The organism is Micromonospora rifamycinica, assembly GCF_900090265.1.
Taxonomy (GTDB): domain Bacteria; phylum Actinomycetota; class Actinomycetes; order Mycobacteriales; family Micromonosporaceae; genus Micromonospora; species Micromonospora rifamycinica.
In genome coordinates this window covers 4,411,651-4,437,148 of record NZ_LT607752.1, presented here as the reverse complement: position 1 = coordinate 4,437,148, position 25,498 = coordinate 4,411,651, and the positions used below count along the sequence as shown (strand labels likewise).

The 25,498-nt window shown below is 72.2% G+C and carries 21 protein-coding genes; 10 read left to right on the top strand and 11 right to left on the bottom strand.

The window, feature by feature from the left end; translation table 11 throughout:
• Positions 1 to 14 precede the first annotated feature (14 nt).
• Positions 15 to 1,535, top strand: a complete 1,521-nt coding sequence (locus tag GA0070623_RS18495; RefSeq protein ID WP_067310737.1) for a flotillin family protein — start codon at positions 15 to 17, stop codon at positions 1,533 to 1,535.
• 55 nt (positions 1,536 to 1,590) lie between these two features.
• Here the strand turns inward: GA0070623_RS18495 and GA0070623_RS18490 are convergent, their stop codons facing one another.
• Positions 1,591 to 3,048, bottom strand: coding sequence for a CCA tRNA nucleotidyltransferase (locus GA0070623_RS18490; protein WP_067310734.1), 1,458 nt, complete (start codon positions 3,046 to 3,048; stop codon positions 1,591 to 1,593).
• Between the two features lie 126 nt (positions 3,049 to 3,174).
• Between GA0070623_RS18490 and murJ the strand changes: the two genes are divergently transcribed.
• The 7 genes from murJ (at position 3,175) to GA0070623_RS18455 (ending at position 11,818) form a co-directional block, all read left to right on the top strand.
• Entirely contained in the window at positions 3,175 to 4,926 is a 1,752-nt protein-coding gene (gene murJ / locus GA0070623_RS18485) for a murein biosynthesis integral membrane protein MurJ (protein WP_067310731.1), read from the top strand.
• A gap of 505 nt (positions 4,927 to 5,431) precedes the next feature.
• Positions 5,432 to 7,024 carry a protein kinase family protein gene (locus tag GA0070623_RS18480; protein ID WP_067310728.1) on the top strand — a complete coding sequence of 531 codons (1,593 nt, stop codon included), beginning with the start codon at positions 5,432 to 5,434 and terminating at the stop codon, positions 7,022 to 7,024.
• A gap of 40 nt (positions 7,025 to 7,064) precedes the next feature.
• Positions 7,065 to 7,874, top strand: a complete 810-nt coding sequence (gene sigM / locus GA0070623_RS18475) for an RNA polymerase sigma factor SigM (protein WP_084261412.1) — start codon at positions 7,065 to 7,067, stop codon at positions 7,872 to 7,874.
• A complete protein-coding gene (locus GA0070623_RS18470) occupies positions 7,871 to 8,983 on the top strand; it encodes a hypothetical protein (RefSeq protein ID WP_067310725.1) in 1,113 nt (370 codons plus the stop codon). The genes sigM and GA0070623_RS18470 overlap by 4 nt, the downstream gene beginning before the upstream one ends.
• 176 nt (positions 8,984 to 9,159) lie before the next feature.
• Positions 9,160 to 10,110 (top strand): thioredoxin-disulfide reductase, encoded by a 951-nt coding sequence (trxB, locus tag GA0070623_RS18465; protein ID WP_067310722.1) that lies wholly within the window; start codon positions 9,160 to 9,162, stop codon positions 10,108 to 10,110.
• A gap of 37 nt (positions 10,111 to 10,147) precedes the next feature.
• The gene (gene trxA / locus GA0070623_RS18460) at positions 10,148 to 10,471 is read left to right on the top strand and encodes a thioredoxin (RefSeq protein ID WP_067310719.1); all 324 of its coding nucleotides are present in this window, start codon (positions 10,148 to 10,150) and stop codon (positions 10,469 to 10,471) included.
• A gap of 189 nt (positions 10,472 to 10,660) precedes the next feature.
• On the top strand, positions 10,661 to 11,818 hold the full coding sequence (locus GA0070623_RS18455) for an N-acetylmuramoyl-L-alanine amidase (RefSeq protein ID WP_067310716.1): 1,158 nt from the start codon (positions 10,661 to 10,663) through the stop codon (positions 11,816 to 11,818).
• A 12-nt stretch (positions 11,819 to 11,830) separates the two neighbouring features.
• Here the strand turns inward: GA0070623_RS18455 and GA0070623_RS18450 are convergent, their stop codons facing one another.
• Positions 11,831 to 12,499, bottom strand: coding sequence for a GNAT family N-acetyltransferase (locus GA0070623_RS18450; protein WP_067310713.1), 669 nt, complete (start codon positions 12,497 to 12,499; stop codon positions 11,831 to 11,833).
• A gap of 300 nt (positions 12,500 to 12,799) precedes the next feature.
• Between GA0070623_RS18450 and GA0070623_RS18445 the strand changes: the two genes are divergently transcribed.
• Together GA0070623_RS18445 and GA0070623_RS18440 are read left to right on the top strand one after the other, a co-directional pair.
• Positions 12,800 to 14,107: an aminotransferase-like domain-containing protein gene (locus GA0070623_RS18445; protein ID WP_067310710.1), complete on the top strand. Its 1,308-nt coding sequence runs from the start codon at positions 12,800 to 12,802 to the stop codon at positions 14,105 to 14,107.
• Positions 14,108 to 14,114: 7 nt separating this feature from the next.
• Complete coding sequence (locus GA0070623_RS18440; RefSeq protein ID WP_231932458.1) at positions 14,115 to 15,137, top strand: D-alanine--D-alanine ligase family protein; 1,023 nt, start codon at positions 14,115 to 14,117, stop codon at positions 15,135 to 15,137.
• Positions 15,138 to 15,181: 44 nt separating this feature from the next.
• Here the strand turns inward: GA0070623_RS18440 and GA0070623_RS31075 are convergent, their stop codons facing one another.
• From GA0070623_RS31075 to rpmH, 9 genes are all read right to left on the bottom strand, one after another.
• Positions 15,182 to 16,276: a hypothetical protein gene (locus GA0070623_RS31075; protein ID WP_231932449.1), complete on the bottom strand. Its 1,095-nt coding sequence runs from the start codon at positions 16,274 to 16,276 to the stop codon at positions 15,182 to 15,184.
• 2,278 nt (positions 16,277 to 18,554) lie between these two features.
• The gene (locus GA0070623_RS18425) at positions 18,555 to 19,604 is read right to left on the bottom strand and encodes a ParB/RepB/Spo0J family partition protein (RefSeq protein WP_067300979.1); all 1,050 of its coding nucleotides are present in this window, start codon (positions 19,602 to 19,604) and stop codon (positions 18,555 to 18,557) included.
• Positions 19,605 to 19,631: 27 nt separating this feature from the next.
• Positions 19,632 to 20,981 (bottom strand): ParA family protein, encoded by a 1,350-nt coding sequence (locus tag GA0070623_RS31435; protein ID WP_084260986.1) that lies wholly within the window; start codon positions 20,979 to 20,981, stop codon positions 19,632 to 19,634.
• Between the two features lie 538 nt (positions 20,982 to 21,519).
• Positions 21,520 to 22,221, bottom strand: a complete 702-nt coding sequence (rsmG, locus tag GA0070623_RS18415) for a 16S rRNA (guanine(527)-N(7))-methyltransferase RsmG (protein ID WP_067301020.1) — start codon at positions 22,219 to 22,221, stop codon at positions 21,520 to 21,522.
• Between the two features lie 118 nt (positions 22,222 to 22,339).
• A complete protein-coding gene (locus tag GA0070623_RS18410; protein WP_067300972.1) occupies positions 22,340 to 22,918 on the bottom strand; it encodes a Jag family protein in 579 nt (192 codons plus the stop codon).
• A gap of 214 nt (positions 22,919 to 23,132) precedes the next feature.
• Positions 23,133 to 24,128 carry a membrane protein insertase YidC gene (gene yidC, locus GA0070623_RS18405; protein ID WP_067300969.1) on the bottom strand — a complete coding sequence of 332 codons (996 nt, stop codon included), beginning with the start codon at positions 24,126 to 24,128 and terminating at the stop codon, positions 23,133 to 23,135.
• 3 nt (positions 24,129 to 24,131) lie between these two features.
• On the bottom strand, positions 24,132 to 24,383 hold the full coding sequence (gene yidD / locus GA0070623_RS18400; protein ID WP_231932846.1) for a membrane protein insertion efficiency factor YidD: 252 nt from the start codon (positions 24,381 to 24,383) through the stop codon (positions 24,132 to 24,134).
• 32 nt (positions 24,384 to 24,415) lie between these two features.
• A complete protein-coding gene (gene rnpA / locus GA0070623_RS18395) occupies positions 24,416 to 24,847 on the bottom strand; it encodes a ribonuclease P protein component (protein WP_067300967.1) in 432 nt (143 codons plus the stop codon).
• Positions 24,848 to 24,880: 33 nt separating this feature from the next.
• A complete protein-coding gene (rpmH, locus tag GA0070623_RS18390; RefSeq protein ID WP_067300964.1) occupies positions 24,881 to 25,018 on the bottom strand; it encodes a 50S ribosomal protein L34 in 138 nt (45 codons plus the stop codon).
• Positions 25,019 to 25,498 lie beyond the last annotated feature (480 nt).

Sequence of the window (25,498 nt, the reverse complement as noted above, 5' to 3'; positions counted from 1 at the left end):
GAGACGGAACCACCATGCCTCTCCTCATCGCCATCGTCGGCGCGGTCGTCCTCGCCCTCGTCCTCGTGTTGTTCGTGCTCTCCCGGATCAAGGTGGCCGGGCCGAACGAGGCGTTCATCGTCACCGGCCGCAAGGGACGGACCACGCAGACCGCCGACGGCGGCCGGTCCACCGACAACTCCGGCCAGAAGGTCGTCCTCGGCGCGTCGGTCTTCGTGCTGCCGGTGGTGCAGAAGCTCCAGTCGCTCGACCTGTCCAGCCGCCGCATCGACGTCGGCATCCGGGGCGCGGTCAGCAAGCAGGGCATCCGGGCCGACCTGCACGGCGTCGCCATCGTCAAGGTCGGCGGCACCGAGGACGCCATCCGGGCCGCCGCCCAGCGCTTCCTGCACCAGCAGGACGAGATCGACAACTTCACCCGGGAGGTGCTGGCCGGCGCGCTGCGCTCGATCGTCGGTCGGCTCACCGTCGAGGAGGTCATCCGGGACCGGGCCGCGTTCGCCAACGCGGTCGCCGAGGAGGCCGAGCACTCGATGACCAACCAGGGTCTGGTGCTGGACACCTTCCAGCTCCAGGACATCCTGGCCGAGGGGTCGTACCTGCAGGACCTCGGTCGGCCGGAGGCGGCCCGGGTGCTCAAGGACGCGGCCATCGCCGAGGCCCGCGCCCGGCAGCAGGCCGAGCAGGAGCGGCTGCTGGCCGAGGAGGCGATCGCCGAGGCGAACCGGAACCTGTCGCTGAAGCAGGCCGGCATCCAGGCCGAGATCGACGCGGCGAAGGCCAAGTCGGCGGCGGCCGGGCCGCTCGCCCAGGCCGAGCGGGACCAGGCGATCCTCTCCGAGCAGCAGAAGGTCGCCGAGCGCAACGCCGAACTCAAGCAGCGTCAGCTCGACACCGAGGTGCGCAAGCCGGCCGACGCGGCCCGGTACAAGGTGGAGCAGGAGGCGGAGGCGGCCCGCAACGCGGCGGTGCTGAACGCCGACGCGCAGCGGCAGGCCACCATCGCCGCCGCCCAGGCCGCCGCCGAGCAGGCCCGGCTCACCGGTGAGGGCGAGCGGGCCCGCCGGGCGGCGCTGGCCGAGGCGAACGCGATCGAGGGTGCCAAGGAGGGCGAGGCCGAGCAGCGTCGCCGGTCCGCGATCGCCGAGGCGGTCGAGCGGGAGGGCCAGGCCGAGGCCACCGCCATCCTGGCCCGCGGTCAGGCCGAGGCCGACGCGATGGCCCGCAAGGCCGAGGCGTTCGCCGCGTACGGCGAGGCGGCCGTGCTCGACCTGCTGGTCAAGATGTTGCCGCAGGTGGTCGAGGCGGCCAGTGCCCCGATCGGTGCGATCGACAAGCTGACGGTGATCTCCACCGACGGGGCGTCCTCGCTGACCAAGTCGGTGGCCGGCAACGTGGCGCAGGGCCTCCAGCTCGGCTCCGACCTCACCGGCATCGACCTGTCGGCCCTGCTGGCCAAGCTGGGCGCGGCGTCGGCCGGTTCGCCGGCCAACGGCAAGCCGCCGGTCGAGGGCAGCGCGGTCGAGACCCGCTGACCGTACGACGAAGCGGGGCCGTCCGGCACGCCGGGCGGCCCCGCTGTCGTCCGGCTCAGCGCAGGCCCTGCTCCCCGGCCCAGCGGAGCAGCTCCGCCTCGGCCTCGTCGCGGTCGAGCGGGCCGCGTTCCAGGCGCAGCTCCTTGAGGTGCTGCCAGGCCCGGCCGACCACCGGCCCCGGCGGCACGCCGAGCAACTCCATGATCGCGTTACCGTCCAGGTCGGGCCGGACCCGGGCCAGGTCCTCCTCGGCGGCGATCCGGGTGATCCGTTCCTCCAGCGCGTCGTAGTCGGCGGCGAGCTGGGCCGCCTTGCGCCGGTTGCGGGTGGTGCAGTCGGAACGGGTCAGCTTGTGCAGCCGGTCCACCAGGTCACCGGCGTCGGTGACGTACCGGCGGACGGCCGAGTCGGTCCACTCGCCCCGGCCGTAGCCGTAGAACCGCAGGTGCAGGCCGACCAGCTTGGTGACCTGGGCGGTGACGTCCTTGGGGTAGCGCATCGCCTTCATCCGGGCCTTGGTCAGCCGGGCGCCGACCACCTCGTGGTGGTGGAAGCTGACCCGGCCGTCCGGCCCGACCGCCTTGGTCGCCGGCTTGCCCACGTCGTGCATGAGCGCGGCCATCCGCAGCACGAAGTCAGCGCCGTCGGTCTCGTACGACACCGCGTTGCTCACCACGGTCAGGGTGTGCTCGTAGACGTCCTTGTGCTGGGCGTGCTCGTCGATGGTCAGCTTGAGACCGGTCAGCTCGGGCAGGAACCGGTCGGCCAGCCCGGTGTCGACCAGCAGCCGCAGCCCGGTCACCGGGTCGGTGCCGCAGAGCAGCTTGGTGAACTCGTCGCGGATCCGCTCGGCGGTGATCCGGTCCAGGTCGGCGGCCATCGCCGTCATCGCCGTCCGCACGTCGGGGTGGACGGCGAAGCAGAGTTGGGCGGCGAACCGGGCGGCCCGCAGCATTCGCAGCGGGTCGTCACCGAACGACTCGGCCGGGGTGCCGGGGGTACGGATGATCTTCGCGGCCAGGTCGTCCAGCCCGCCGTGCGGGTCGGTGAACCGGTGATCGGGGAGGCTGACCGCCATCGCGTTGACGGTGAAGTCGCGCCGCCGCAGGTCGTCGGTGAGGTTCTCGCCGTACTCGACGACCGGGTTACGGCTGACCTGGTCGTACGCCTCGGCACGGAAGGTGGTGACCTCCAGCCGGAGGCCGTCGCGCTGGCACCCGATGGTGCCGAACTCCCGCCCGGTCTCCCAGATCGACTCGGCCCAGCCCTTGACGATCCGCAGCGTCTGGTCGGGTCGGGCGTCGGTGCAGAAGTCGAGGTCGTCGCCGAGCCGACCGAGCAGTGCGTCGCGTACCGAACCGCCCACCAGGTGCAGCTCGTGGCCGGCACGGGCGAACCGGCGGCCCAGCTCGTCGGCGACCGGGGAGACGCGGAGCAGCTCGGCGACGGCGTTGCGCTGCGCGGTGGTCAGCTCACGGCGCTCGGCGGTGTGGGGTGCGGAGGCTTCGGACATGGGATCGCCAGCCTATCGGGCGGGGACCGGAACCGATCCGCCGGGCGTGGGTGTCGGGTGCGGGTTGACTATGGTCATGGGCGTGCGGACCGGTGCCGGCTCCGACGGATCCCTGGGAGGCTGGAGATGAGCGGCGGGCTCTACCGCAGCGCGAACGCCGCGCAGGGTGGCGACGGGCCCCGGCCGTACGACGGGGCGACGTTCATCTCCGCCGAGCCGTTGAACCAGCCGGGGGTGGCGGCGACCGAGCCGCCGCAGGAGGTGGTCGCCGAGACCAGCGCCGCGGCGAACAGCGCGGTGATGGCGGTCGGCAGCCTGGTCAGCCGGGGTACCGGCTTCGTCCGCAACCTGATGATCGGGGCCGCGCTGGGCAGCGCGGTCGGCGACGCGTTCACCACCGCCCAGTTCCTGCCCAACCAGGTCTACGAGTTCCTGCTCGGCGGCGTGCTGACCAGCGTGCTGATCCCGGTGCTGGTCCGCCGGAGCAAGGCCGACCCGGACCGGGGCGAGGCGTACGCCCAGCGGCTGCTGACCCTCGCGGTGCTGGCCCTCGCCGCCACCGTGGTGATCGCCCTGCTGCTGGCCTCGACCCTCACCACGCTCTACGCCGGTGGCAAGAACCGGGACTACACGGACCTGGTCACCAACCTGTCGTACCTGATGCTGCCGATGCTGTTCTTCACCGGTGTCAGCGCGTTGATCGCGGCGGTGCTGAACACCCGGGGGCACTTCGCCGCCCCGATGTGGGCGCCGATCCTCAACAACCTGGTCGTCATCGGCACCTTCGGCCTCTACATCGTGGTGTACGGCGCGCAGGCGCTGGGGCCGGGGGACATCGGCTGGGACCGGATCCTGCTGGTCGGCGGGGGCACCCTGCTCGGCGTGGCGGTGCAGGCCGCCGGGCTGCTGCCGGCGCTGCGCAAGGTGGGCTTCCGGTGGAAGCTGCGGCTCGACTTCCGGGAGCTGGGTCTGCGCGAGCTGGCCCGGCTCGGCGGCTGGATGTTCTGCTACGTCGCGGTCAACCAGCTCGGCCTGTTCGTGGTGGTCAACCTGCTCACCCGGGCCGCCGGTGGCGACGAGGACAACGCCGGTCTGCTGATCTACAACAACGTCTTCCTGCTGCTGATGATGGCGCACGGGATCATCGCCGTCTCGATCATCACGGCGCTGATGCCCCGGATGAGCGCCGCCGCCGCCGAGGGCCGGTTCGCCGACGTCACCGCCGACCTGTCCCGGGGCACCCGGATGGTGACGGCGGTACTCGCCCCGATCGCGGTCTGCTACGCGGTGCTGGCCGGCCCGGTCTCCGTGGTGGTCTTCCGGTACGGCGCGTTCACCGGCGACAACGCGCTGGCCACCTCGCTGGTGCTGCTGGTGGCCGCGCTGGGCCTGGTGCCGTTCGCGATCAGCCAGCTGTTCACCTTCGCCTTCTACGCCCTGCCGGACACCCGCACCCCGGCGCTGGTGAACATCCCGGTGGTGATCCTGCGGGTGGCCGTGCAGATCGGGGTCTTCGTCGCCTTCTCGGCCACCTTCGCGGCGGCCGGCATGATGCTCGGCAACGCCGTCTCGTACGTGGCGGCGGCGGTGCTCTCGGCGCTGCTGCTGCGGCCCCGGGTCGGCCGGATCGGGCTGGGCCGGATCATGCGGACCATGGGCAAGGTGCTGGTGGCGGCGCTCGGCGCGGCGCTGGTCGGCCTGTTGGTGGTCGGCCTGCTCCCGGGCGATCCGGGCAACCTGAGCTGGACGGCGGCGGCGGTACGGCTGGTCGGAGGCGGGGTGGTGATCGGCGGGACGTACCTGGGCCTGGCGATGGTGCTGCGGATCGGCGAGATCACCGAGGTGGTCGCCATGGTCCGCCGCCGCCTCGGCCGCTGACCCGCTGTTCTCCGCCCGCTGACTTTCCGCCAGCAGCCCGCCGCCCGCCCTTCCCGGCCTGCCGCCCGCCGGGCCGTCCCGGACAGGGGACACGCAGGGTGAACGAGGATCACCAGCCTGGGGACACGCCTGTGGATAACGTGGTGAGCCCCCGGTCAGTCGCCGTAAAGGCCTGTGGATAACCAACCGTACGGCTGAGCATGTACGGCCGTTCGGCGGGAACCTGACCTGCTGCCACCGGGTTGTCACCGGTGGGTCGGCCCGGGAGTAGACGGTTTGCGACCAGCGTCTAGATTGGCGGGTACCGGTGCCGGCAAGGCGGACGAGAGCGATCGTAAACGGACGTGGTCCCTCAAATGCGACAGCCCGTCGAGCGCGGCGGGAAGATGACATGTCGGGATGACGGGCCGTCCGGGTAAGGTCGCTTTCGACGGACACGGCAGGTGGCCGACGCCCCGCGTCGACGCCGCCGACCGGTTCCATCGACGGCGGAGCGGGAAGCCACATGCCCAGCAGCGCGGGTCCATCGATCGACACGATCACCGAGGGAGGACGGGTGACCCAGGTCGGCGAGGGTCAGGAGGCGGAGGAAACTGCTCCTCCCATCATGACCTTCGGTGCTCCCACAGCCGGTGAGATCCTCGCCGAGCGGTACGAGCTGGTCGAGCACATCAACAACGACAGTGCCGGACGCCTGGTCTGGCGGGGGGTCGACGTCATCCTGCGCCGGCCCGTGGCGGTCGTGCTCCGCTACCCCGGCGGCGACTCCGCCACCGAGATGCTCCAGGCCGCGGTGGCCGCCAGCCGGGTCATCCACCCCAACCTGGTCGGCGTCTACGACGCCATCGACGAGGACGTCCGGGCGTACGTCGTCCGGGAGTGGGTCGACGGCCGGTCCCTGCGCGAACTGGTCGCCGACGGGCCGCTGGATCCGGCCCGGGCCACCGCCATCGGCAACGCGGTCGCCAGCGCCATCGCCGCCGTGCACGCCACCGGGATGGTCCACGGCAACGTGCATCCCGGCACCGTGATGATCAGCGACGACGGCCGGGTGGTGCTGGCCGACGCCCGTACCGACGGTGACGACAGCCAGGAAGCCGACATCCGCGCGGTGGGCGGCATCCTCTACCACGCCCTCACCGGGCACTGGCCGCACGCCGAGGCCCCGCTGCGCGGCGCGACCGCCGGCCACGGCCGGGCCGCCATCCCGGACGCCGTGCGCGACGCCAGCGGCGCCATCGCCGCCCCCCGGCAGGTCCGGGCCGGCGTGCCGGCGTACCTCGACGACCTGACCATGGACCTGCTCGACGCCGAGATCGCCCCGCCGTCGTCGGACGTGCTCTCGGCCGAGCTGAGCCGCCTCGACATCCCCGCCGAGGACCACTTCCTCGACCAGACCGGCACCATCCGGTTCACCGCCGACGGGGTGGAGGACCGCTCGCCGCTGGCCGCCGCGGGTGGTCGGAAGGTCGCGATCGGCATCGCCGGTCTGCTGGTGGTCGCCCTGGTCGGCCTGCTCATCGGCATCAACACGCTGGGCGGCGAGGACACCCCGGTGACCGAGCCGGTGGCCCGCCCCTCCACCAGCGCCCCGGTCGACACCACCCCGGCGCCCGCCGTGCGCAAGCTGACCATCCAGGACATCCGGATCATCGACCCGGACAGCCGCCAGCGCAACGAGCTGGGCGACGCCGAGAAGATGATGGACGGCGACGAGAACAAGGGTTGGGAGACCGACACCTACTACTCGGCGAACTTCAGCAACTACAAGAAGGGCATGGGGGTCTGGATCGACCTCGGCGCCCCGCACACCGTCAAGTCGCTCACCGCCACCCTGTCGGACTCCGGCGTCTCCGCCGCGCTGTTCACCGGCACCGGCGACTTCCCGTCCACCTCCCAGGGTGACAAGGACCTGGTCAAGGGCTTCAAGACGCGGATCGGCCAGCCGTTCGAACAGCACGACGGCACCAAGATGGCCTTCGACGGCTTCAATCCGGAGCAGCAGTACCAGTACCTGCTCTTCTGGATCACCGAGCTGCCGTCCACCGAGCGGGGCTTCAAGGTGGGTGTCCAGGAGATCTCGGTCCAGGGATCGTGATCCACCGGCCGTCACCCCGTCACCGCCGTCGGACGTGCTGATGGTCGGCCCCGGTGGGCACCCGCCCGACCCGGCGACCGTCGCGTCGGGGTCGGTCGTGCTGTCCCACACCGACACCGCCGACCTGGACCTGCTCCGCGCCCATGTGGCCGGTGACCGGGACGCCTTCACCGAGCTGTTCCACCGCCACCGCGACCGGCTCTGGGCGGTGGCCCTGCGGACCACCGGGGACCGGGAGGAGGCGGCGGACGCCCTCCAGGACGCGCTGCTCTCCGCCCACCGCGCCGCCGGCCGGTTCCGGGGCGACTCCGCCGTCACCACCTGGCTGCACCGGATCGTGGTCAACGCCTGCCTGGACCGGATCCGTCGCCGGCAGGCGCATCCCACCCTCCCGCTGCCCGACGGCAACCGCACCGACGATTCCGGTCGGGTCGTCGGCGTCGAGCCGGCCGCCCCGGCCACCGACCACGACACCGCCCTGGTGGTCCGCCAGGCCCTGGCCGGGCTGCCGGTCGAGCAGCGGGCCGCGCTGATCCTGGTGGACGTGCAGGGCTACCCGGTGGCCGAGGTCGCCCGGATTCTCGGCGTGGCCGAAGGGACGGTGAAGAGCCGTTGCGCCCGGGGCCGTGCCCGCCTGGCCGGAGTGCTCGGGCACCTACGGACCGGCGACGACACGCCGACGTCCCGTCCCGCCGGCACCGGTCCGGCCGGGGCGGGCGGCACCGCTGACGGCTCTTCCCGGACGGGTCGGGACGTTTCCGACGTCACACCCGGGAACCGGCAGCCGGCCAACGGCGTCCGACCGGGGTCGGGGCAGACCCGGCGGGGCGCCATCCAGGAGGAGACGTGACGGGCCGGAAGCACGGTGCGGTCGACCACGACCTGCTCGCCGACTATGTGGGCGGGGCGCTGGACGGCACCCCGGAGCAGCTCGTCGTCGCCCGACTGCTGACCGAGGACCCGGCCTGGGCGCAGGCGTACGCCGTGCTCGCCCCTGCCGTGGCCCGGGTGCACGACGACCTGACGGGCTGGGGCGCCACCGTGCCGGAGATGCCACCGGGCGTGGTGGAGCGGCTCGCCGCGGCGCTCGCCGGCGCCGGCCCGGCCCCCACCGAGCCCGCGGCCCCCACCGAAGCCACCGAAGCCACCGAAGCAGCCGGAGCCGGCGGAGCAGCCGGAGCCATGGAAGCCACCGAGGTCGCCGGGGCAGCGGAAACCGAACGGTCCGGTGCCGCCGAGGTTGGCGACCGGCCAGAACGGACCGGACCGGCCCGGCCCGGCCAGCCGGTGCCGGCGCAGCCGGGCGGTCGGCGTACCCCGGGCACCCGGGCCGGTGACGGGCGGACCGATCCGTCCGGTCCCGGCCGGCGGCGGCGCTGGACCCGGCTCGCCGGGCCGGTCGGCCTCGCCGCGGCGACCCTGGCCGCGGTGGGATTCGGCGTGGCCCAGCTGGTCGACGGCACCACCGGCCAGGAGTCGCCCGCCTCGACGATGGCTGGGCCGGCACAAAACAACGCGGAGAGCGCGGGACGCGGTTTCCGGTTCACCGGTGAGCCCCAGCGCAGCGGCGTCGACTGGTCCCCGGCGACGCTGGGTGGCGCCTCGGTCGAGCCGCTGTCCGGGCTCGGCACCCCTTCGGCCGTCCAGCCCGGTAGCACCACCCAGGCCGGCCCCACCGCCCCGGAGCGTCCGGAGGACAAGCGCCGGTCGACGCCCGGCGGGCTGGACCGGCTGACCGCACGGGCGGCACTCGACACCTGCCTCGCCGAGATCTCGACGGAGCACGGGCGCGGGCCGGTCACCGTCGAGGTCGTCGACTACGCCACGTTCAACGGCGAGCCGGCGCTGGTGGTCCGGTTCGCCGACCCCGGCGGCGACCGGTGGGCGTGGGTGAGCGGCGCGGAGTGCGGGGTGCCGGGATCCGGCGCGGACACCCGGTACCGGTCGCGGGTAGGGTGAGGGCGCGGTCACCGCTCGTCCCGCATCGCGTGACGTGACCCACCGGACGAGCGGTCCGGGAATCTCCGGTTCGTACGATGACGTTCTGCAAGTCAGCCGCCGACGTCCTCAGCCGTCGGCGCTCGGATCGACGTCGGTACGCCGCCGATGTCGTACACACACATCGGGAGACGGCAGTGGACGAGGTCCGCAACCTGATCATCATCGGCTCCGGGCCGGCCGGGTACACGGCGGCGGTCTACGCCGCGCGTGCCAACCTCAAGCCACTCGTGATCGAGGGTGTCCAGTCCGGCGGTGCGCTGATGACCACGACCGAGGTGGAGAACTTCCCCGGTTTCGCCGACGGCATCCTCGGCCCCGAGCTGATGGACAACATGCGCAAGCAGGCCGAGCGGTTCGGCGCGGAGTTCCTGACCGACGACGTCACCCGGGTGGAGCTGAAGGACACCGGCGACACCGGTTCCGCCGCGGTGAGCACGGTGTGGGTCGGGCAGACCGCCTACCGGGCGAAGGCCGTCATCCTCTCCACCGGCTCGGCCTGGCGTCCGCTGGGCGTGCCGGGTGAGCAGGAGTACCTGGGGCACGGCGTGTCGTCCTGCGCCACCTGTGACGGGTTCTTCTTCCGCAACCAGCACATCGTGGTGGTCGGCGGCGGGGACTCCGCGATGGAGGAGGCCAGCTTCCTGACCCGGTTCGCCGAGTCGGTCACCATCATCCACCGGCGCGACTCGTTCCGGGCCAGCAAGATCATGGCCGACCGCGCGCTGGGCAACGACAAGATCAGGGTCGAGTGGAACAGCACCGTCGAGGAGGTGCTCGGCGACGACGGCAAGGTGACCGGCGTCCGGATCCGCCACGTGCACACCGGCGACGTCAAGGTACTCGACGTGACCGGCGTCTTCGTGGCGATCGGCCACGACCCGCGCAGTGAACTCTTCCGCGACCAGGTCGAGCTGGACGACGAGGGTTACGTGAAGGTGCAGGCGCCGAGCACCCGGACCAGCGTGCCGGGCGTCTTCGCCGCCGGTGACGTGGTCGACCACACCTACCGGCAGGCGATCACCGCCGCCGGCACGGGCTGTGCCGCCGCCCTCGACGCCGAGCGGTTCATCGCGACCCTGAGCTGAACGACCGCAACGCCAACAACCGAGCAGGAGGGTCATAGTGGGAGCAACGAAGGTCGTCACCGACGCCAGCTTCACCGCCGACGTGCTGAAGTCCGACAAGCCGGTCCTGGTGGACTTCTGGGCCGAGTGGTGCGGGCCGTGCCGCAAGGTGTCGCCGCTGCTGGAGGAGATCGCGGGCGAGATGGCCGGCCAGGTCACCATCGTCAAGCTCAACATCGACGAGAACCCGGAGACGGCCCGCGCCTACCGGATCATGTCGGTGCCGACCCTCACCATCTTCAAGAATGGCGAGCCGGTGCAGTCGATCGCCGGGGCCAAGCCGAAGGGCGAACTGGTCCGGCTGATCGAGTCCGCGCTGTAACCACCCCCGTACCACCGGAACCCCGCGCCCCCACCGGGTGCGGGGTTCCGTCGTCACCACGGTCGACCTGCGCGAACGTCGACCCTGCGCGGTCCTGCCACGGTACGCTCCGTAAGCGCCGCTCCGACCGGACGCGCAGCGTGGCCGTCAGCGACGGTGCCCGGCAGCCAACCTCCGAGGGGGTCCTGCGTGCGTCCGATCCGACCTGGTGACCGCGGACCGGCAGTGGCCGAGATCCGCGCCGTCCTGACCGGCCTGGACCTGCTGCCGGCCGCCCCGGGCGACGAGTTCGACAGCGCCACCGAACGCGCCGTGCGGGCCTTCCAGCAGTCCCGGGGGCTCAGCGCCGACGGCCGGGTCGGCGCGGAGACCTGGCGGGCGCTGGACGCCGCCCGCTGGCGGCTCGGCGCCCGCACCCTCTACCACGCGGTGCCCGAGCCCCTCACCGGCGAGGACGTCCGGTCGTTGCAGGAGCGGCTGCTGGAGATGGGGTACGACACCGGTCGCGCCGATGCCATCTACGGGGTCCGCACCTCACGGGCGGTGGCGCAGTTCCAACGCGAGGTGGGGCTGAAGCCCGACGGCTCCTGCGGCCCGTACACGATGGGCGCGCTGCGGCGGCTCGGCCGCAAGGTGGTCGGCGGACGCCCCCAGTGGCTCCGCGAGTCCGACGCGATCCGGCAGTCCGGCCCGACGCTGGTCGGCCGGACCGTGGTCATCGATCCGGGGCACGGCGGCGTCGACCCGGGGGTCGTGGTGCCCGACGGCGACCTGCGCTGGACCGAGGCGGACCTGGTGCACGACCTGGCCAGCCGACTGGAGGGCCGGCTCGCCGCGGCCGGGGTACGGGTGCAGCTGACCCGAGGTCCCGCGTCCCGCAGCTGCCTGCCGGACACCGACCGGGCGGAGCTGGCCAACTCGCTCGGCGCGGACGTCTTCATCTCGCTGCACACCGACGGCCACCCCAATCCGGCCGCCGACGGGGTGGCCACCTACCACTACGGCACCGACAACGGCGTCACCTCGGCCACCGGTGAACGACTCGCCGGGCTGGTGCAACGGGAGATCGTGGCACGGACCGGGCTGCGGGACTGTCGCACCCATGCCAAGACCTGGGACCTGCTGCGGCTGACCAGGATGCCCGCCGTCCGGGTCGAGGTGGGCTACCTGACCTCCCCGCAGGACCGGTCCCGGCTGGTCGACCCACGGTTCCGGGACCGGCTCGTCGAGGCGATCGTGGCCGCCGTGCAGCGGATGTTCTTCCCGGTGGAGCGGGACGTGCCGACCGGCTCGATCGACGTGAGCGAGCTACGGGCGGTGGTGGCCGCCGGCGCGGTCCGCCGCTGAGCAACCGCCGGCTCAGCCGGCGCTGGAGCGGGTCGCCGGGGCGGGACGGACCGGGCGGAGCAGGCTCTCCGGGCTCATCGAGCCGAGCAGCTTCTCCAGCGCGTACTCGACGTCGGACTTCCAGCTCAGCGCGGTGCGCAGCTCAAGTCGCAGGCGTGGGTAGCGCGGATGCGGACGCACCGTCTTGAAGCCCACCGAGAGGAAGAAGTCGGTCGGTGCCACACAGGCCCGGACGGAGTCGTCCGGCTCGTCGCCGAACTTCGCGTCGCCGAACGCCTCAATGGCCTTGATGCCCCGCTTGGTCAGGTCCCGGGCGACGCCCTGCACCAGCATCCGGCCCAACCCGCCGCCGGCGAACGCCGGCACCACGCTGGCGGTCATCAGCAGCGCCGCGTCCGCCGAGACCGGCGAGGTCGGGAACGCCATCGACCGGGGTACGTAGGCCGGTGGCGCGAACATCACGAAACCGGCGGGCATCCCGTCGACGTACGCCAACTTGCCGCAGGAACCCCACTCCAGCAGGGTCTGGGAGACCCAGGCCTCCTTCTCCAGCCCCGGATCGCCGTTGGCACAGGCCCGCTCGGCGGAGACCGGGTCCAACTCCCAGTAGACGCACTCCCGGCACGGCCGGGGCAGGTCTTCCAGGGTGTCGAGGGTCAGACTGACCAGACGTCGCGACATCAGAGCATCCCCACACTTAGGCTCGGAGGCGAGACAGCCCACCACGCGTCCCCGAGTCGCCCGCTGCGTCCCCGACGAGCGATCGTACGCCGCCTGCCGACCGTACGGGAGGGGACGCGCGAATGGCCACCTGAGCGGGCGACGGCCGTCCGGGATGTGGACGGGCACCACATCGTGACCGCTGACCGGTCCACCGGGGACTACGATCGACCGACCGGCGTCCCCGCGCCGCCATGGTCGCCGGCACTGCGGGTACCCCAGCGGGCGGGAGCCCGACCGACACCCGATCGAGGTGATGTCATGACCGGAACGACGCTCGACGACTACACCGACCGGTACGCCCGGCGGGTCCGGGGCATGACCGCCTCGGAGATCCGGGCACTCTTCGCGGTCGCCAGCCGCCCGGAGGTCGTCTCGCTCGCCGGTGGCGCACCCTACATCGCCGCGCTGCCGCTGGACGCGGTCGGCGAGATGCTCGGCAAGCTCGGCTCCGAGCACGGCGTCACCACCCTCCAGTACGGCATCGGCCAGGGCAGTCTGGAGCTGCGCGAACGGATCTGCGAGGTGATGGCGTTCTCCGGTATCGACGCCTCCTGCGGGGCCTCCCCGGACGACGTGGTGGTCACCGTCGGCGGGCAGCAGGCGCTCGACCTGGTGGCCCGGCTCTTCCTCGACCCGGGTGACGTGGTGCTCGCCGAGGGTCCGACCTACGTCGGCGCACTCGGGGTGTTCCAGGCCGCCCAGGCACAGGTCGTGCACGTGCCGATGGACGACGACGGGCTGGTCCCGGAGGCCCTGGAGGTGGCGATCGCCGACCAGGCCCGCGCCGGCCGGCGGGTGAAGTTCCTCTACACCATCCCCACCTACCAGAACCCGGCCGGCGTGACGCTGAGCGAGGAGCGGCGGGAACGGGTGCTCGACATCTGCGAGCGCGCCGGCCTGCTGGTGGTCGAGGACGACCCGTACGGTCAGCTCGGTTTCGAGGGCGAGGCCCCCGCGCCCCTGCGTGCCCGCCGCCGGGACGGGGTGTTCTACCTGAGCACCTTCTCCAAGACGTTCGCCCCCGGGCTGCGGGTCGGCTGGATCCTGGCCCCGCACGCGGTACGCGACAAGCTGGTCATCGCCAGCGAGGCGCAGATCCTCTGCCCCAGTGCCTACGCGCAGGCCGCCGTCTCGACGTACCTGTCGACGATGCCGTGGCGCGAACAGCTCAAGGTCTACCGCGAGATCTACCGGGAGCGGCGGGACGCGCTGCTCGGCGCGCTGCACGACCTGATGCCCGAGGGCACCACCTGGACCAGGCCCACCGGTGGCCTCTTCGTCTGGGCCAGCCTGCCCGACGGGCTGGACGCCAAGGCGATGGTGCCGCGTTCCATCGCCGCCCGGGTCGCCTACGTGCCGGGCACCGGCTTCTACGCCGACGGCACCGGCACCGGCAACATGCGCCTCAACTTCTCCTTCCCCACCCCCGAACGGATCCGGGAGGGGGTGCGCCGGCTGGCCCGGGTGATGGAGCAGGAGATCGCCATGCGGCAGGTCTTCGGCGCGGTCACCCCGACCGGGAGCCGGCGGGGCGGCCCGGACGCCCCGGGCCCCGACTTGGCATGATTCCCGCATGGCTGCCACTCCCGTCGAGCGTTCCCTCGTGACCGATCCCGCCGCCGTAGCGTCCCCGGGCACCGATCCGGCCGCCGAGTTGCGCGTGCTGGTGCTCGCCGGTGGCCTGTCCTACGAGCGGGACGTCTCGCTGCGGTCGGGCCGGCGGGTGCTCGACGCGCTGCGCGGCACCGGGGTGGAGGCGGAACAGCGGGACGCCGACGTGGCGCTCCTGCCCGCGCTGGCCGCCGACCCGCCGGACGCCGTAGTGATCGCCCTGCACGGTGCCACCGGTGAGGACGGCTCGCTGCGGGGGGTGCTCGACCTCTGTGACGTCCCCTACGTCGGCTGCGACGCACGGGCCTCCCGGCTCGCCTGGGACAAGCCGTCGGCCAAGGCGGTGCTCCGGGAGAGCGGCATCCCCACCCCCGACTGGGTGGCCCTGCCGCACGACCGCTTCTCCGAGCTGGGTGCGGTGGCGGTGCTCGACCGGATCGTCCAGCGGCTGGGGCTACCCCTGATGGTCAAGCCGACGCAGGGCGGCTCGGGCCTGGGCGCCGCCGTGGTCCGGGACGAGGCGGCGCTCCCGGCCGCGATGGTCGGTTGCTTCGCGTACGACTCGACGGCGCTGGTCGAACGGTACGTGCCCGGCATGGACGTGGCGGTCTCCGTGGTCGACCTGGGCGACGGGCCGCAGGCGCTTCCGCCGGTGGAGATCGTGCCCCGCAACGGCGTGTACGACTACGCGGCCCGCTACACCGCCGGCCGGACCACCTGGCACGCCCCGGCCCGACTCGACGCGGCCGTGGCCGCCGAGGTGGCCGAGGTGGCGTTGGCCGCGCACACCGCGCTCGGGCTGCGCGACCTCTCCCGCGTCGACCTGATCGTCGACGGGGACGGCCGGCCGCACGTGCTGGAGGTCAACGTGTCGCCCGGCATGACGGAGACTTCACTGCTGCCGTTGGCGATCCAGGCGGCCGGGCTGGACTTCGGTCAGGTCCTCGGCACCCTGGTCCGTCGGGCCGCAGCCCGCCGCGTCTGACCTTTCCCGCAGCTTCAACCTTCGCGGCTGAGCCGGCTGGGGCGCTACCCTTCCGTCGACTTGCCCGGCCGCCCGGCGGCGTCGGACCCGCCGACCGCGACACTCGATCCAGTTTCGCCGGTCCCGCCGGTCCCGCCGGTCCCGCCGGTCCCGCCGGCCCGGTCGGGGCCAGTCCCGCCGGCCCGGTCGGGGCCAGTCCCGCCGGCCCGGTCGGGGCCAGTCCCGCCGGCCCGGTCGGGGCCGGTCCCGCCGGTCCCTTCGGTCTGGTCAGAGCCGCTCCCGCTGGCGGGGTCGGAGGCATCGTCCTCCGGGAGATCGCCAGCCCCGGAGTGCCAGGTGCCGCCGACGTCGGGGTCGCGGTGGGCACCGCCCGGAGTGCCGAGCGAGGTCTCCTCCGACAGCACTGGCGAGGTGCCCTCCGGGAGGAGGTCCGTTCCGGCCTCCTCCGGCGCGGGCACGGGAGTCTCCTCCACCGACTCGATCACGGAGACCGCCTCCCCGGCGGCAGCCGCAGCCGCCTCGGCCGACGACTGCGCGGCGAGGCTGGAGGGGGTCTGCCACTGGATGCGGGGCGGCTCGGCGAGCGGACGCCCTCCGAACTCGGCCAGCCAGGCCGCGACGTGCGCCAGGTTTTCCCGCCACTGGGATTCGGAGATGGGCGGCAGGATCGAGTCCCAGAGCGACAGGAACGTGCCGCGTAGCTGGAGCCGGCCGTAGGGCCGGGCCAGGAACCACATGTGCAGGTGGGCCGACCCGTCGCCCCAACGGTTGACGTGCACCCGGGCCACGCCGTCCAGCGAACGGATGGCACGCTCCAGGCGGACGGTCATCACCCCGAGTTCGGCGGCGAGCAGGTTGGGCAGGTCACCCAGGTCGAGGTGCGACCGCGACTCCAGGATCAACACCATCGGCAGGCCGGTGGGTCGGTCCATGGCCCGGACCCGCCACCGTTCACCGACCCAGATGTACGCATCGTCCGGCGCGTTGCAGGCGATGCACTCCCGCAGCCCTTCGCCCTTGCGGGGCGGCTCGACCGGCACCGGCTCGTCGAGGTGCTTGACGCGAAGATCGCCCTCGAAGGGGAAGGACGGCCACTGGGTGAAGTCGGGAACCGAGGGGGGAGGGGTGGTGTCGTGCACGACGCTGACCCTAACCGAGACGGGGACCGGTGTCCCTACCCCGAACGCCGCCGATCATGAGGGGATTTCGGTCAACGACGCCGACCGGCGAGCGTCGGCGAGAGATCATCCTGCTGGTTGTCCACAGGCTGATGACATCACCACCACACCCCGTCATCCACAGGCTAGGGCGGCTCTGACGCGCTGTTTCACGTGAAACAGGTGCTGCCTGTGGAAAACTTCTGTGGATAACTTTGGCCGTCGTCCACAGCCCTGTTCACAGGTGTCGGGTCCGATCTTCTCAACGACCGAGCGGTCGATCGGGCTGCTGGGTGGCACGTCCTTTCTTCTCCCCAACCGGCGGCCCGAGACGCATCTCCCAGGCGGTGCGGTGGGCAGGCCGGCGTCCTTCTTCTCCCAGGGCGTGCGATTAGAGTGCGGCGGCTCCTTGGCCCAGGCTGTGCGGTGAGCGTGTCGGCGACGTCCTTCTCCCGGTTGGCGGTTCGAGGGAGGAGCCGAGATGCGTGCGCCCAGGCACACGAACGCCATGAGGCAGGTCGAGCGAGTCCGCCAGCAGCACACGGAGCTACAGGTCGCCCCGCCGTCGCACTGATGGCGTGGACTCGACCGAAGGCGCTCGGTACCGCATTGCCACTTCCGTCCGGGGCGTGGTTTCACGTGGAACCACTGGACTGCGGGCTCTCTGTTCAGGATCGGTCCGCCACCGGGCTGGGGGCGGGCCTTGCTGCACCATGGACGCGTGCGGCCGATTTCACGTGAAACGCCCAGGGTGGATGGGCTGACTCCGGCCCGGGCTTAACGAGCACCGGTGAGGCCGCACGCCCTGCGGATGTTGGGATGGACGCGGGTAGAGCGGTCAAGGCCGCCGCGCTCAGCCGCTGATCGGGCTGCTACCAGCTGGCCCTCTTCCCGGAGCAGTGGTCGCTGCCGGTTCCCAGTGCTGGCGGTCGCGTCACTGGCGATCCGGTGGGTGCCGACTCCCTGCGAGGCTGACTCCCCGTATGTGCCGACTCCCGCGCGTGCCACGATCGGGCGGTCAGCCTCGCAGGGCTTGGGCATCCCTCCGGTGGTTCCCCCTCTCCGCTCGTGGTCGTCCGCTCTCCCGGCTGCTCCACCGGGTCGACTTCCGACGAATACCTGCCGGGTCGCCACCGACCGCAGCCCGGCTCTGCTCGTCGATCTGTCGCCCTTCCACCCGGCGGAGAGCCGTCACAGTCTGGCGCGGTGATCATGAGTGCGGTGATCGGTGGACGGTCCGAGCGCGTCATCGGATTCGGCGTGCCGTACCGGTGTCCCTCGCCCGGTCGGCGTCCAGCCCCGGATCGCGCCGGCAGCCATCCCCGGATCCGGGGCCGCCGCATCGATGTCACTCCCCCGTTGTGGAGGTCGGGTACGGCCCGGTCCCGAACAAGCCCCGGCGCCCCTAGTACCCGCCGGTGTGGTTGCGATCCTCCCGCTTGAGCGGTCGGGTACGGCATGTCCCGAATCAGCCCCGGCGCCGGGTCGATCTCTGCCACGGTCGGTGAGCTGCCTCCATGATCGGTGGCCACGACAGCCGGTCGACTGAGTCCGTGGCCTCACAGTTCCACGTGAAACACCGCGGCGGTCCCTCCTCCCGCCAGGAGTTTCGGGGGAGTTTCTCGGAAGGCTCGGGTCCGAGCCGTCCGTTGTCCACCGAGGGCGCACCGGATCAGGCCGTCCCGTTCCCGTGACCGCGGTGACCGGGTAAGCAGCTTGGGGGTGCCCGGTGTCCCACCCCGACCGCTCCCCGCAGCGGCATGTCGCGATTCCGGCCCTCCCCATGGCCTGCCGACAGCCCTCCGGCGGCCTCAGCTTGACGCAGCGGGCTCCTACCGCCTCGCACCACCTCTCCACCGGGGCGAGAACAGTCAAGTGATCCAGGAGGATCTGAGCGGTCCAGGGCGGTCACCGACGGAGTCAGGGCCGGTCCAGCCGCGACGACCGGCGGTCCCCGCGTTGCCGGCCTCACCCGCCGGCCACCAACGGAGTCGGGAGGCCGGGATGGGCCAGTCCCCGCCTCGGCCACCAGCACGGCTGCGCCGCGTGGCTGAGTTGACGCCGGGGCGACGAGGGGATCAGCCGCCGGGTCTGCCTCGCAGGGCTGCGGGCGTCCGTGGGCCACCACCGGTCACGTCCGGTAGGCGAGCGCCCCTGCTGGGCGTCCCGGTGTGGACAGGGGTCACGCCGACAGCCTCCGGTACGACGAAACGGCCGCGCACCCGAGGGGGTACGCGGCCGAGGACGAGCGGCTCGGGGGTCAGTCCCCGGACTCCGGTTGGCCCTCCTCGCCGACCCCGATGATCCCGACGATCCGCTCCAGGTCGTCGACCGTGGCGAACTCGATGGTGATCTTTCCTTTGCTCCGGCCGATGTCCACCTTCACCCGGGTGTCGAACCGGTCGGAGAGCCGGTCGGCCAGATCGGTCAACGCCGGCGCGTGCGGCTTCGCACGGCGCTTGGCCGCCGGCGTCTTGGCCGGGCCGTCGTTGAGCGCCAGGGCCACGATCTCCTCGGTCGCCCGGACCGAGAGCCCTTCGGCGATGATACGGAGGGCCAGTTGCTCCTGTGCCTCCGCCTCGTCGAGGCTGAGCAGCGCACGGGCGTGCCCGGCGGACAGCACGCCGGCCGCCACCCGGCGCTGGACCTGCGGGGGGAGATTCAGCAGGCGGATGGTGTTGGAGATCTGCGGGCGGCTCCGGCCGATCCGGCGGGCCAGCTCCTCGTGGGTGGCGCCGAACTCCTCCAGCAGCTGCTGGTAGGCGGCGGCCTCTTCCAGCGGGTTGAGGTTGGCCCGATGGATGTTCTCCAGGAGGGCGTCCCGGAGCATCGCGTCGTCCTTGGTTTCCCGCACGATCGCGGGGATGCTCTCCCGACCGACCGCCTGGGCGGCACGCCAGCGCCGCTCACCCATGACGAGTTCGTACTTCTCGCCGTCGAGCTGCCGGACGACGATCGGCTGGAGGAAGCCGACCTCCTGGATGGAGGTCTTCAGCTCCTCCAGCGCCTCCTCGTCGAAGACGTACCGGGGCTGCTTGGGGTTCGGCACGATCGCGTCGACGGAGATCTCGGCGAAACGCGCGCCGGGCACCGGGCTGAGTTGGGGCTCGTCGGGCGGCGGTGGCGCGGCAGCCACCGGCGTCGGCGTCACGATGCCCGGGTCGACCGGCTCGGCGGACGTCTCGATCACCGGGCGCACCGGGTCGACCTCCACGGGCATGGTCGCCGTGGCCGTGCTTTCCTGCACCGGCCCGGTCGGGATCAGCGCACCGAGCCCTCTACCCAGACCGCCCCGGGGACGGTTCTTCATACGACGCCTCCCAGCGACTCGTCCGCACTACGCATTCCGGCTCACCGGCTCCTTGGCACCACGCTCGGCGATCTCCTGGGCGGCCTCGAAGTAACTCGTGGCCCCCCGCGATCCGGGATCGTAGGTCATCACGGACTGGCCATAGCTGGGGGCCTCCGACACGCGGACGTTGCGGGGAATGACAGCCTGGAGCACCTTGTCGCCGAAGTGGTTCCGGACGTCCTGCTCCACCGCGTCGGCCAGCCGGGTACGGCGGTCGTACATCGTGAGCAGGATCGTGGAGACCTCCAGCTTCGGGTTCAGGTGCTGGCGTACCAGGTTGATGTTGTTGATCAGTTGGTTCAGCCCCTCCAACGCGTAGTACTCGCACTGGATCGGGATCAGCACCTCCTGGGCGGCCACCAGAGCGTTCACCGTCAACAGCCCGAGCGACGGCGGGCAGTCGATGAAGACGTAGTCGAAGTGACCCGGGTACGCCTCGATGGCCCGGTTCAGCCGGGACTCCCGGGCGACCACGGAGACCAGTTCGATCTCGGCGCCGGCCAGGTCGATGGTCGCCGGCACGCACCAGAGGTTGGGGATGCCCTCGACCTCCTGCGCCACCTCTGCCAGCGGCACACTGTCGATCAGGCAGTCGTAGACGTCCGGTACCCCGGTGTGGTGCGGAACGTTCAGCCCGGTGGAAGCGTTGCCCTGCGGGTCGAGGTCGACCACCAGCACCCGGTTGCCGTGCAGGGCCAGTGCCACCGCCAGGTTGACCGTGGACGTGGTCTTGCCCACGCCACCCTTCTGATTGGCAACGCACATCACCCGGGTCCGCTCAGGACGGGGCATGGTCACCTCGCCACTCGGATTTAGGATCTGCACGGCGCGCATCGCCTCCATAGCCAACGGTGGATCATCCTCTTCGCGCGTCGGGGTTTCACGTGAAACGTACGCGGCCTCCGTGGCGGTGGCGGCAATGGCCCCCGCTCCGGTTGCCGTGGCGTCCACGACGGGGCTTGGGTCGGGCACCGACCCCGGGTGTGGCTGGGTGGGCACCGACGGCGGGTTGCCGGTCACCGGTGCGTCGAACCGCGAGGGTGCCCCCGCGTTCCGGCGCACCGAGGCCGTCGCCCGCCCGTCCGGAGCATTGGGCGGCCGACCGTCGGGGCCGGGCGGCACGGCGGGCGGCGGCACATACGATTCGGGGACCGGACGTGCCGCCCCCACCGCCGGGGGCTCGCGTCGCTCCGCGGGGGCGCGCTCCGGCGGGTGGATCGTCGGATGCCCGCCGGTCGACCACATCCGATGGACGGTTTCACGTGAAACAGGGTCCGGGTCAGCCCCCTCGGGGCGGTTCACCCGTGGATCGTCGTATCTGCCGTCGTCATGCACCTGTCATCCCTACCCGCTCCGGATAGTCGGTCAGCACCCCGTCTCGATGGCCGTACCCGCTCGCACCGCGGAGCGTACGGCCCGGCGGGGGCGATCGGGACCGGTGCGCCCGACGTCCGCCGCCCCACACTATCGACGCGCGGCCAGCCTACGGGGGACGGGCACGGCGGGTCCATCGTGGTTCTCGACGGCATCGCGACCGATCGGATGGGCGCTGGTCAACCCGGGTGCCGCCGGTGCGACCCGATCCGGCGCGTTCGCACACCCGCGGCGTGTCGCCCACCCGAGGGCGGCAGCGGCGTGTCGCCCGCCCAAGGGCGGCAGCGGCGCGTGGCCCGCCCCGGGGACTGCAGCGGCCCGGCGCTCAGCCCATGGTGACGCACTCGCGGTGCGCTGCCGGCACACCCCGGGCCGCGGTCATCGACACCGACGGCGGCTCGTCTCCGCGCCGGCCCATCGCCCGGGGCTCATCGACTGCGCGGGGTGCCGGCTCCCGGTCAGCGGTGGGAGGCACGGACCGGTCCCGGAAGGGAAGGGCTCAGCGGGCGCGCTGCTGCCCGCCCCGCGATCGTTTCGGCGACTTCTTGACCGACGGAGGCCGGATCACCCGTTCCCGCACGATCTCGACCACGGTGGTCGGTGGGTCGAGCAGACCCGCCCCGCAGAGTCGCACCGTCGGCTCGCTCCCGCCCAGCTTCGCCACCGCTGCGGCGTGCTCGGCCACCTCCTCGGCGGCCGACGCCCCCTTGAGCGCGAGCAGCCGTCCACCGCGGAACGCCAGCGGCAGGCTCCAGGCGGCGAGCCGGTCCAGCGGTGCCACCGCACGGGCGGTCACCACGTCGGCCGTGAACGGACCGACGCCGTTCGCTCCGGAGGCCGCCTCGTCGGCCCGGCCCCGGAACACCCGGACCGTCCTGGCCAATCCGAGCCGTTCCACTGTCTCGACAAGGAACGAGGTACGCCGGGCCAGCGGCTCGACCAGGACGACGGTCAGGTCCGGGCGGGCAATCGCCAGCACCAGGCCGGGCAGCCCGGCTCCGGAGCCGACGTCGATCACACTGGCGTCCTGCGGTAGCAGCTCGGCGACGGCCGCGCAGTTGAGCAGGTGCCGTTCCCAGATCCGGGGCGCTTCCCGGGGGCCGATCAGGCCGCGTACCACCCCGTCGGTGACGAGCAGTTCGGCGTACCCGGCGGCCAGGTCGAGCCGGTCGCCGAAGAGCTCCCGCGCCGCGGTGGCCAACCCGGCCGGGAGCGTCGCGTCCTGCGCGGTGGGGGCGGGGCGCTCGGGCGGCGGCCCGGATGGCGTGCCATCCGGGCCGGGAGCGGTGTCGGTCGTGACGTCCTCGGAGGTCACCAGTTCAGTCCGCCGGCCGGACGACGATGCGCCGGGTCGGCTCGACACCCTCGGACTCGCTCTCCACACCGCTCATCGCGTTGACCACGTCGTGCACGCACTTGCGCTCGAAGGCCGACATCGGCTCCAGCCGTACCGGTTCGCCGTGCTCCTTGACCTTCTCCACCGCGTTCTTGGCGACGGCGGCGAGTTCCTTACGCCGGGTGGCGCGGTAACCGCCCACGTCGAGCAGGAGCCGGCTCGGCGAGCCGGTCTGCCGGAACACGGCCAGCCGGGCCAGCTCCTGCAGCGCCTCCAGGGTGGCGCCCCGCTGACCGACCAGGTTCTGCAACCGGCCGCCGACCACCTCGACCACCGGACGACCACCGGAGACCAGCTCGTCGATGTCGCCGTCGTAGTCGAGGATGTCGAGTAGGCCCTCGATGTAGTCGGCGGCGATCTCGCTCTGTGCGAACAGCTCGCCCTCGCCGGCTGCCTTCTTCTCCCTGCCGCTCCCCTCGGGCTCACCCTCGCCGGTCGCGGCGGTCGGGACGGTCTCCTCGTCGAGCGAGGCGTCCGCGCTGGGGATGCTGGTGTCGGTCACGGTGTCATCTCCGTACTAGCTCGGCCGGACCGTCGGGTCCGCTGGTTTCCCGGGCGACCGGCGAAAGGGGCCGGTCGGTCACGGGCACGTCTCGTACGGGCGGGCTCGCCCGTCTCCGCGCTGGGCGCGGTGGGTTCCGGACCGGCGCCGGCCGTTACGGCGGCTGCGCGGTACCGGAAGGCCGCCGTCGGTCCTGCGACGGCGGCCCGATGGGTCAGCCCTGGCGCTTGGCCGGCCCCTTCTTCGGGTTGGCCGGCTTGGCACCCGGCTTCGGGCCGGCGACCTTGGGCGCGGCCGGCTTGGCCGGCACCTGCGCGGCGGGCTTGTTCCGGTTGAGGAAGCCGCCGGTCTTGGCCGGCTGCACCGGCCCCCGGCCGGGGGTGGTCGCCGGCTTGTTGCCGGTGACTCCCTTGTTGGTCACCAGCGGCGGGAACTTACGGAGCACCCACTGCTGTTGGCCGAGGGTGAACAGGTTGTTGGTGACCCAGTAGATGATCACGCCGATCGGGAAGATCGAGCCGGAGATCAGCAGGGAGAGCGGGATGCCGTAGAGCATCAACCGCTGCACCATCCGCTGCTGCGGGTCCTCCGCCCAGCCGGTCTTGAGGATCATCTGGCGGCTGGTCAGATAGGTGGTGCCCATCATGACCAGGACCAGGATGCCGGCGATGACCTTCACGGTGGTGCCGTTGGCACCGAGCCGGGCCAGCTCGTCGGCGGTGGAGCCGAACTTGCCGGCGATCGGGGCGGTGAAGATGGTGGCGCTGGAGGCGCTGTCGAACTGCTCGGCGGTCCAGCCGTAGAGGCTCTTGGCCTCCTTGGCCGGGTCGAGCCGGCGCAGCACGTGGAAGAGCCCCAGGAAGACCGGGATCTGGAGGAACATCGGAAGGCAGCCCATCAGCGGGTTGGCCTTTTCCTTCCGGTAGAGCTCCATCATCTCCTTCTGGAGCGTCTCCCGGTCACCCTTGTGCTTCTCCTGGAGCTCCTTGACCTTCGGCTGGAGCGCCTGCATCGCCCGCTGCGACTTGATCTGCTTGACGAAGACCGGGAACAGGATCACCCGAACGGTGACCACCAGGAAGACGATGGCGAGAATCCACGACCAGTTCGTGCCGAGGACCGCGGCGACCGGCACCCCGATGGCGTCCCACGCCGAGTGCCAGGTCAGCAGGATCCACGAGATCGCGTAGTAGATCCAGTCGAGACTCAATTCTCAGACTCCAGTCACGTCGGCGCGTCGGCGGCCGCCCGGCTCCGGTACCGGGTCGTGTCCACCAGGGTGGAAAGGGTGGCAGCGCGACAGCCGCCGGACGGTCAGGCCTGCTCCCCGGAGCGCACCGTGGCGGGTCACCGCCTCCAGGGCGTAGGCACTGCACGACGGGTAGAACCGACAGCGGGCCGGTAGCGCCGGGCTTATCCAACGACGGTACGCGATGATAGGACCACTGAGCACCCGGGCACCCATGCTCCGGTGCGGCGGCGTGACGGGTGCCCCGCTCACCGCGACCGCCGTCCCCGGGGGGACCGGGCGGCGGCGATCGCCGCGTCCAGGTCACCGCCCAGCCGGGCGTACGGTGTCGCGGCCGAGGCGGGCAGGGCGCGTACCACCAGGGTGCTGCCGGCCGGCAGCGCGGCCAGCCGGTCGCGCACCAGGTGCCGCAGCCGGCGGCGGACCTTGTTGCGGACGACGGCGGGGCCGACGGCCTTGGACACGACGAAGCCGGCGCGGCTCGATCCGGAGATCAACTCCGGGTCGGTGCTCCGCGCCGGCTCCGACGAGGCTGCCCCGAGGGGTGTGCTCACGAGGGGTGTGGAGACCTCCGGCACCGTCAGGTGGACGACCACGGCACCACGACCGACCCGTCGACCACCCCGGACCGCCGCGGCGAAGTCGTTGCTACGCCGCAGGCGTTGTGCGGCCGTCAGCACGACTGTCCACGTCCCCGGACCGGACCTGTCGGCTCAGGCCGACAGGCGGGTGCGGCCCTTGGCGCGGCGGGTCGACAGGATGGCGCGGCCGGCACGGGTGCGCATGCGCAGCCGGAAGCCGTGGGTCTTCGCGCGCCGGCGGTTGTTCGGCTGGTAGGTGCGCTTGCTCACGTCAGGCTCTCCGTTTTCGTACGTCCCCGGCGCGGGTTCGCCCGGGGTCGTGTGGTGGACCAGACCACCTCGGCGGTGGCCTCCGATCGGCACTGCCCGGTGGCGCGGAACCTCGGCGATGCGGGGCGGCGACCACGGACAGCAAGCACCCATCACCCTAGCAGAGGGCGACAGAGCAGCTGTTCCAGGCTACGCAGGGGGGCAATGACCGTCAAACCGCCCGGGACCGGCGCGGCGACCGTCCGAAGCACCACCGGTCAGGCGTTCTGTCCCGGTGCCGGTGGGTGCGTCGGGGTGGTGGCGGTTGATGGCGGCCCGCCGTCGCTGTTACCGTGCGCGTTTGCGGTCAGCTTCGGGTGCGGGTCGTGGCCGGCAGGCAAGACCGGACCCGGCAGTGGATCGTTCGGCACGGTGAACCCGCTTCAACGCCCTCCTCCGGCAGGGGGGTCAGGTCCGACCCGCGTCCGGCGGGCGGCCACA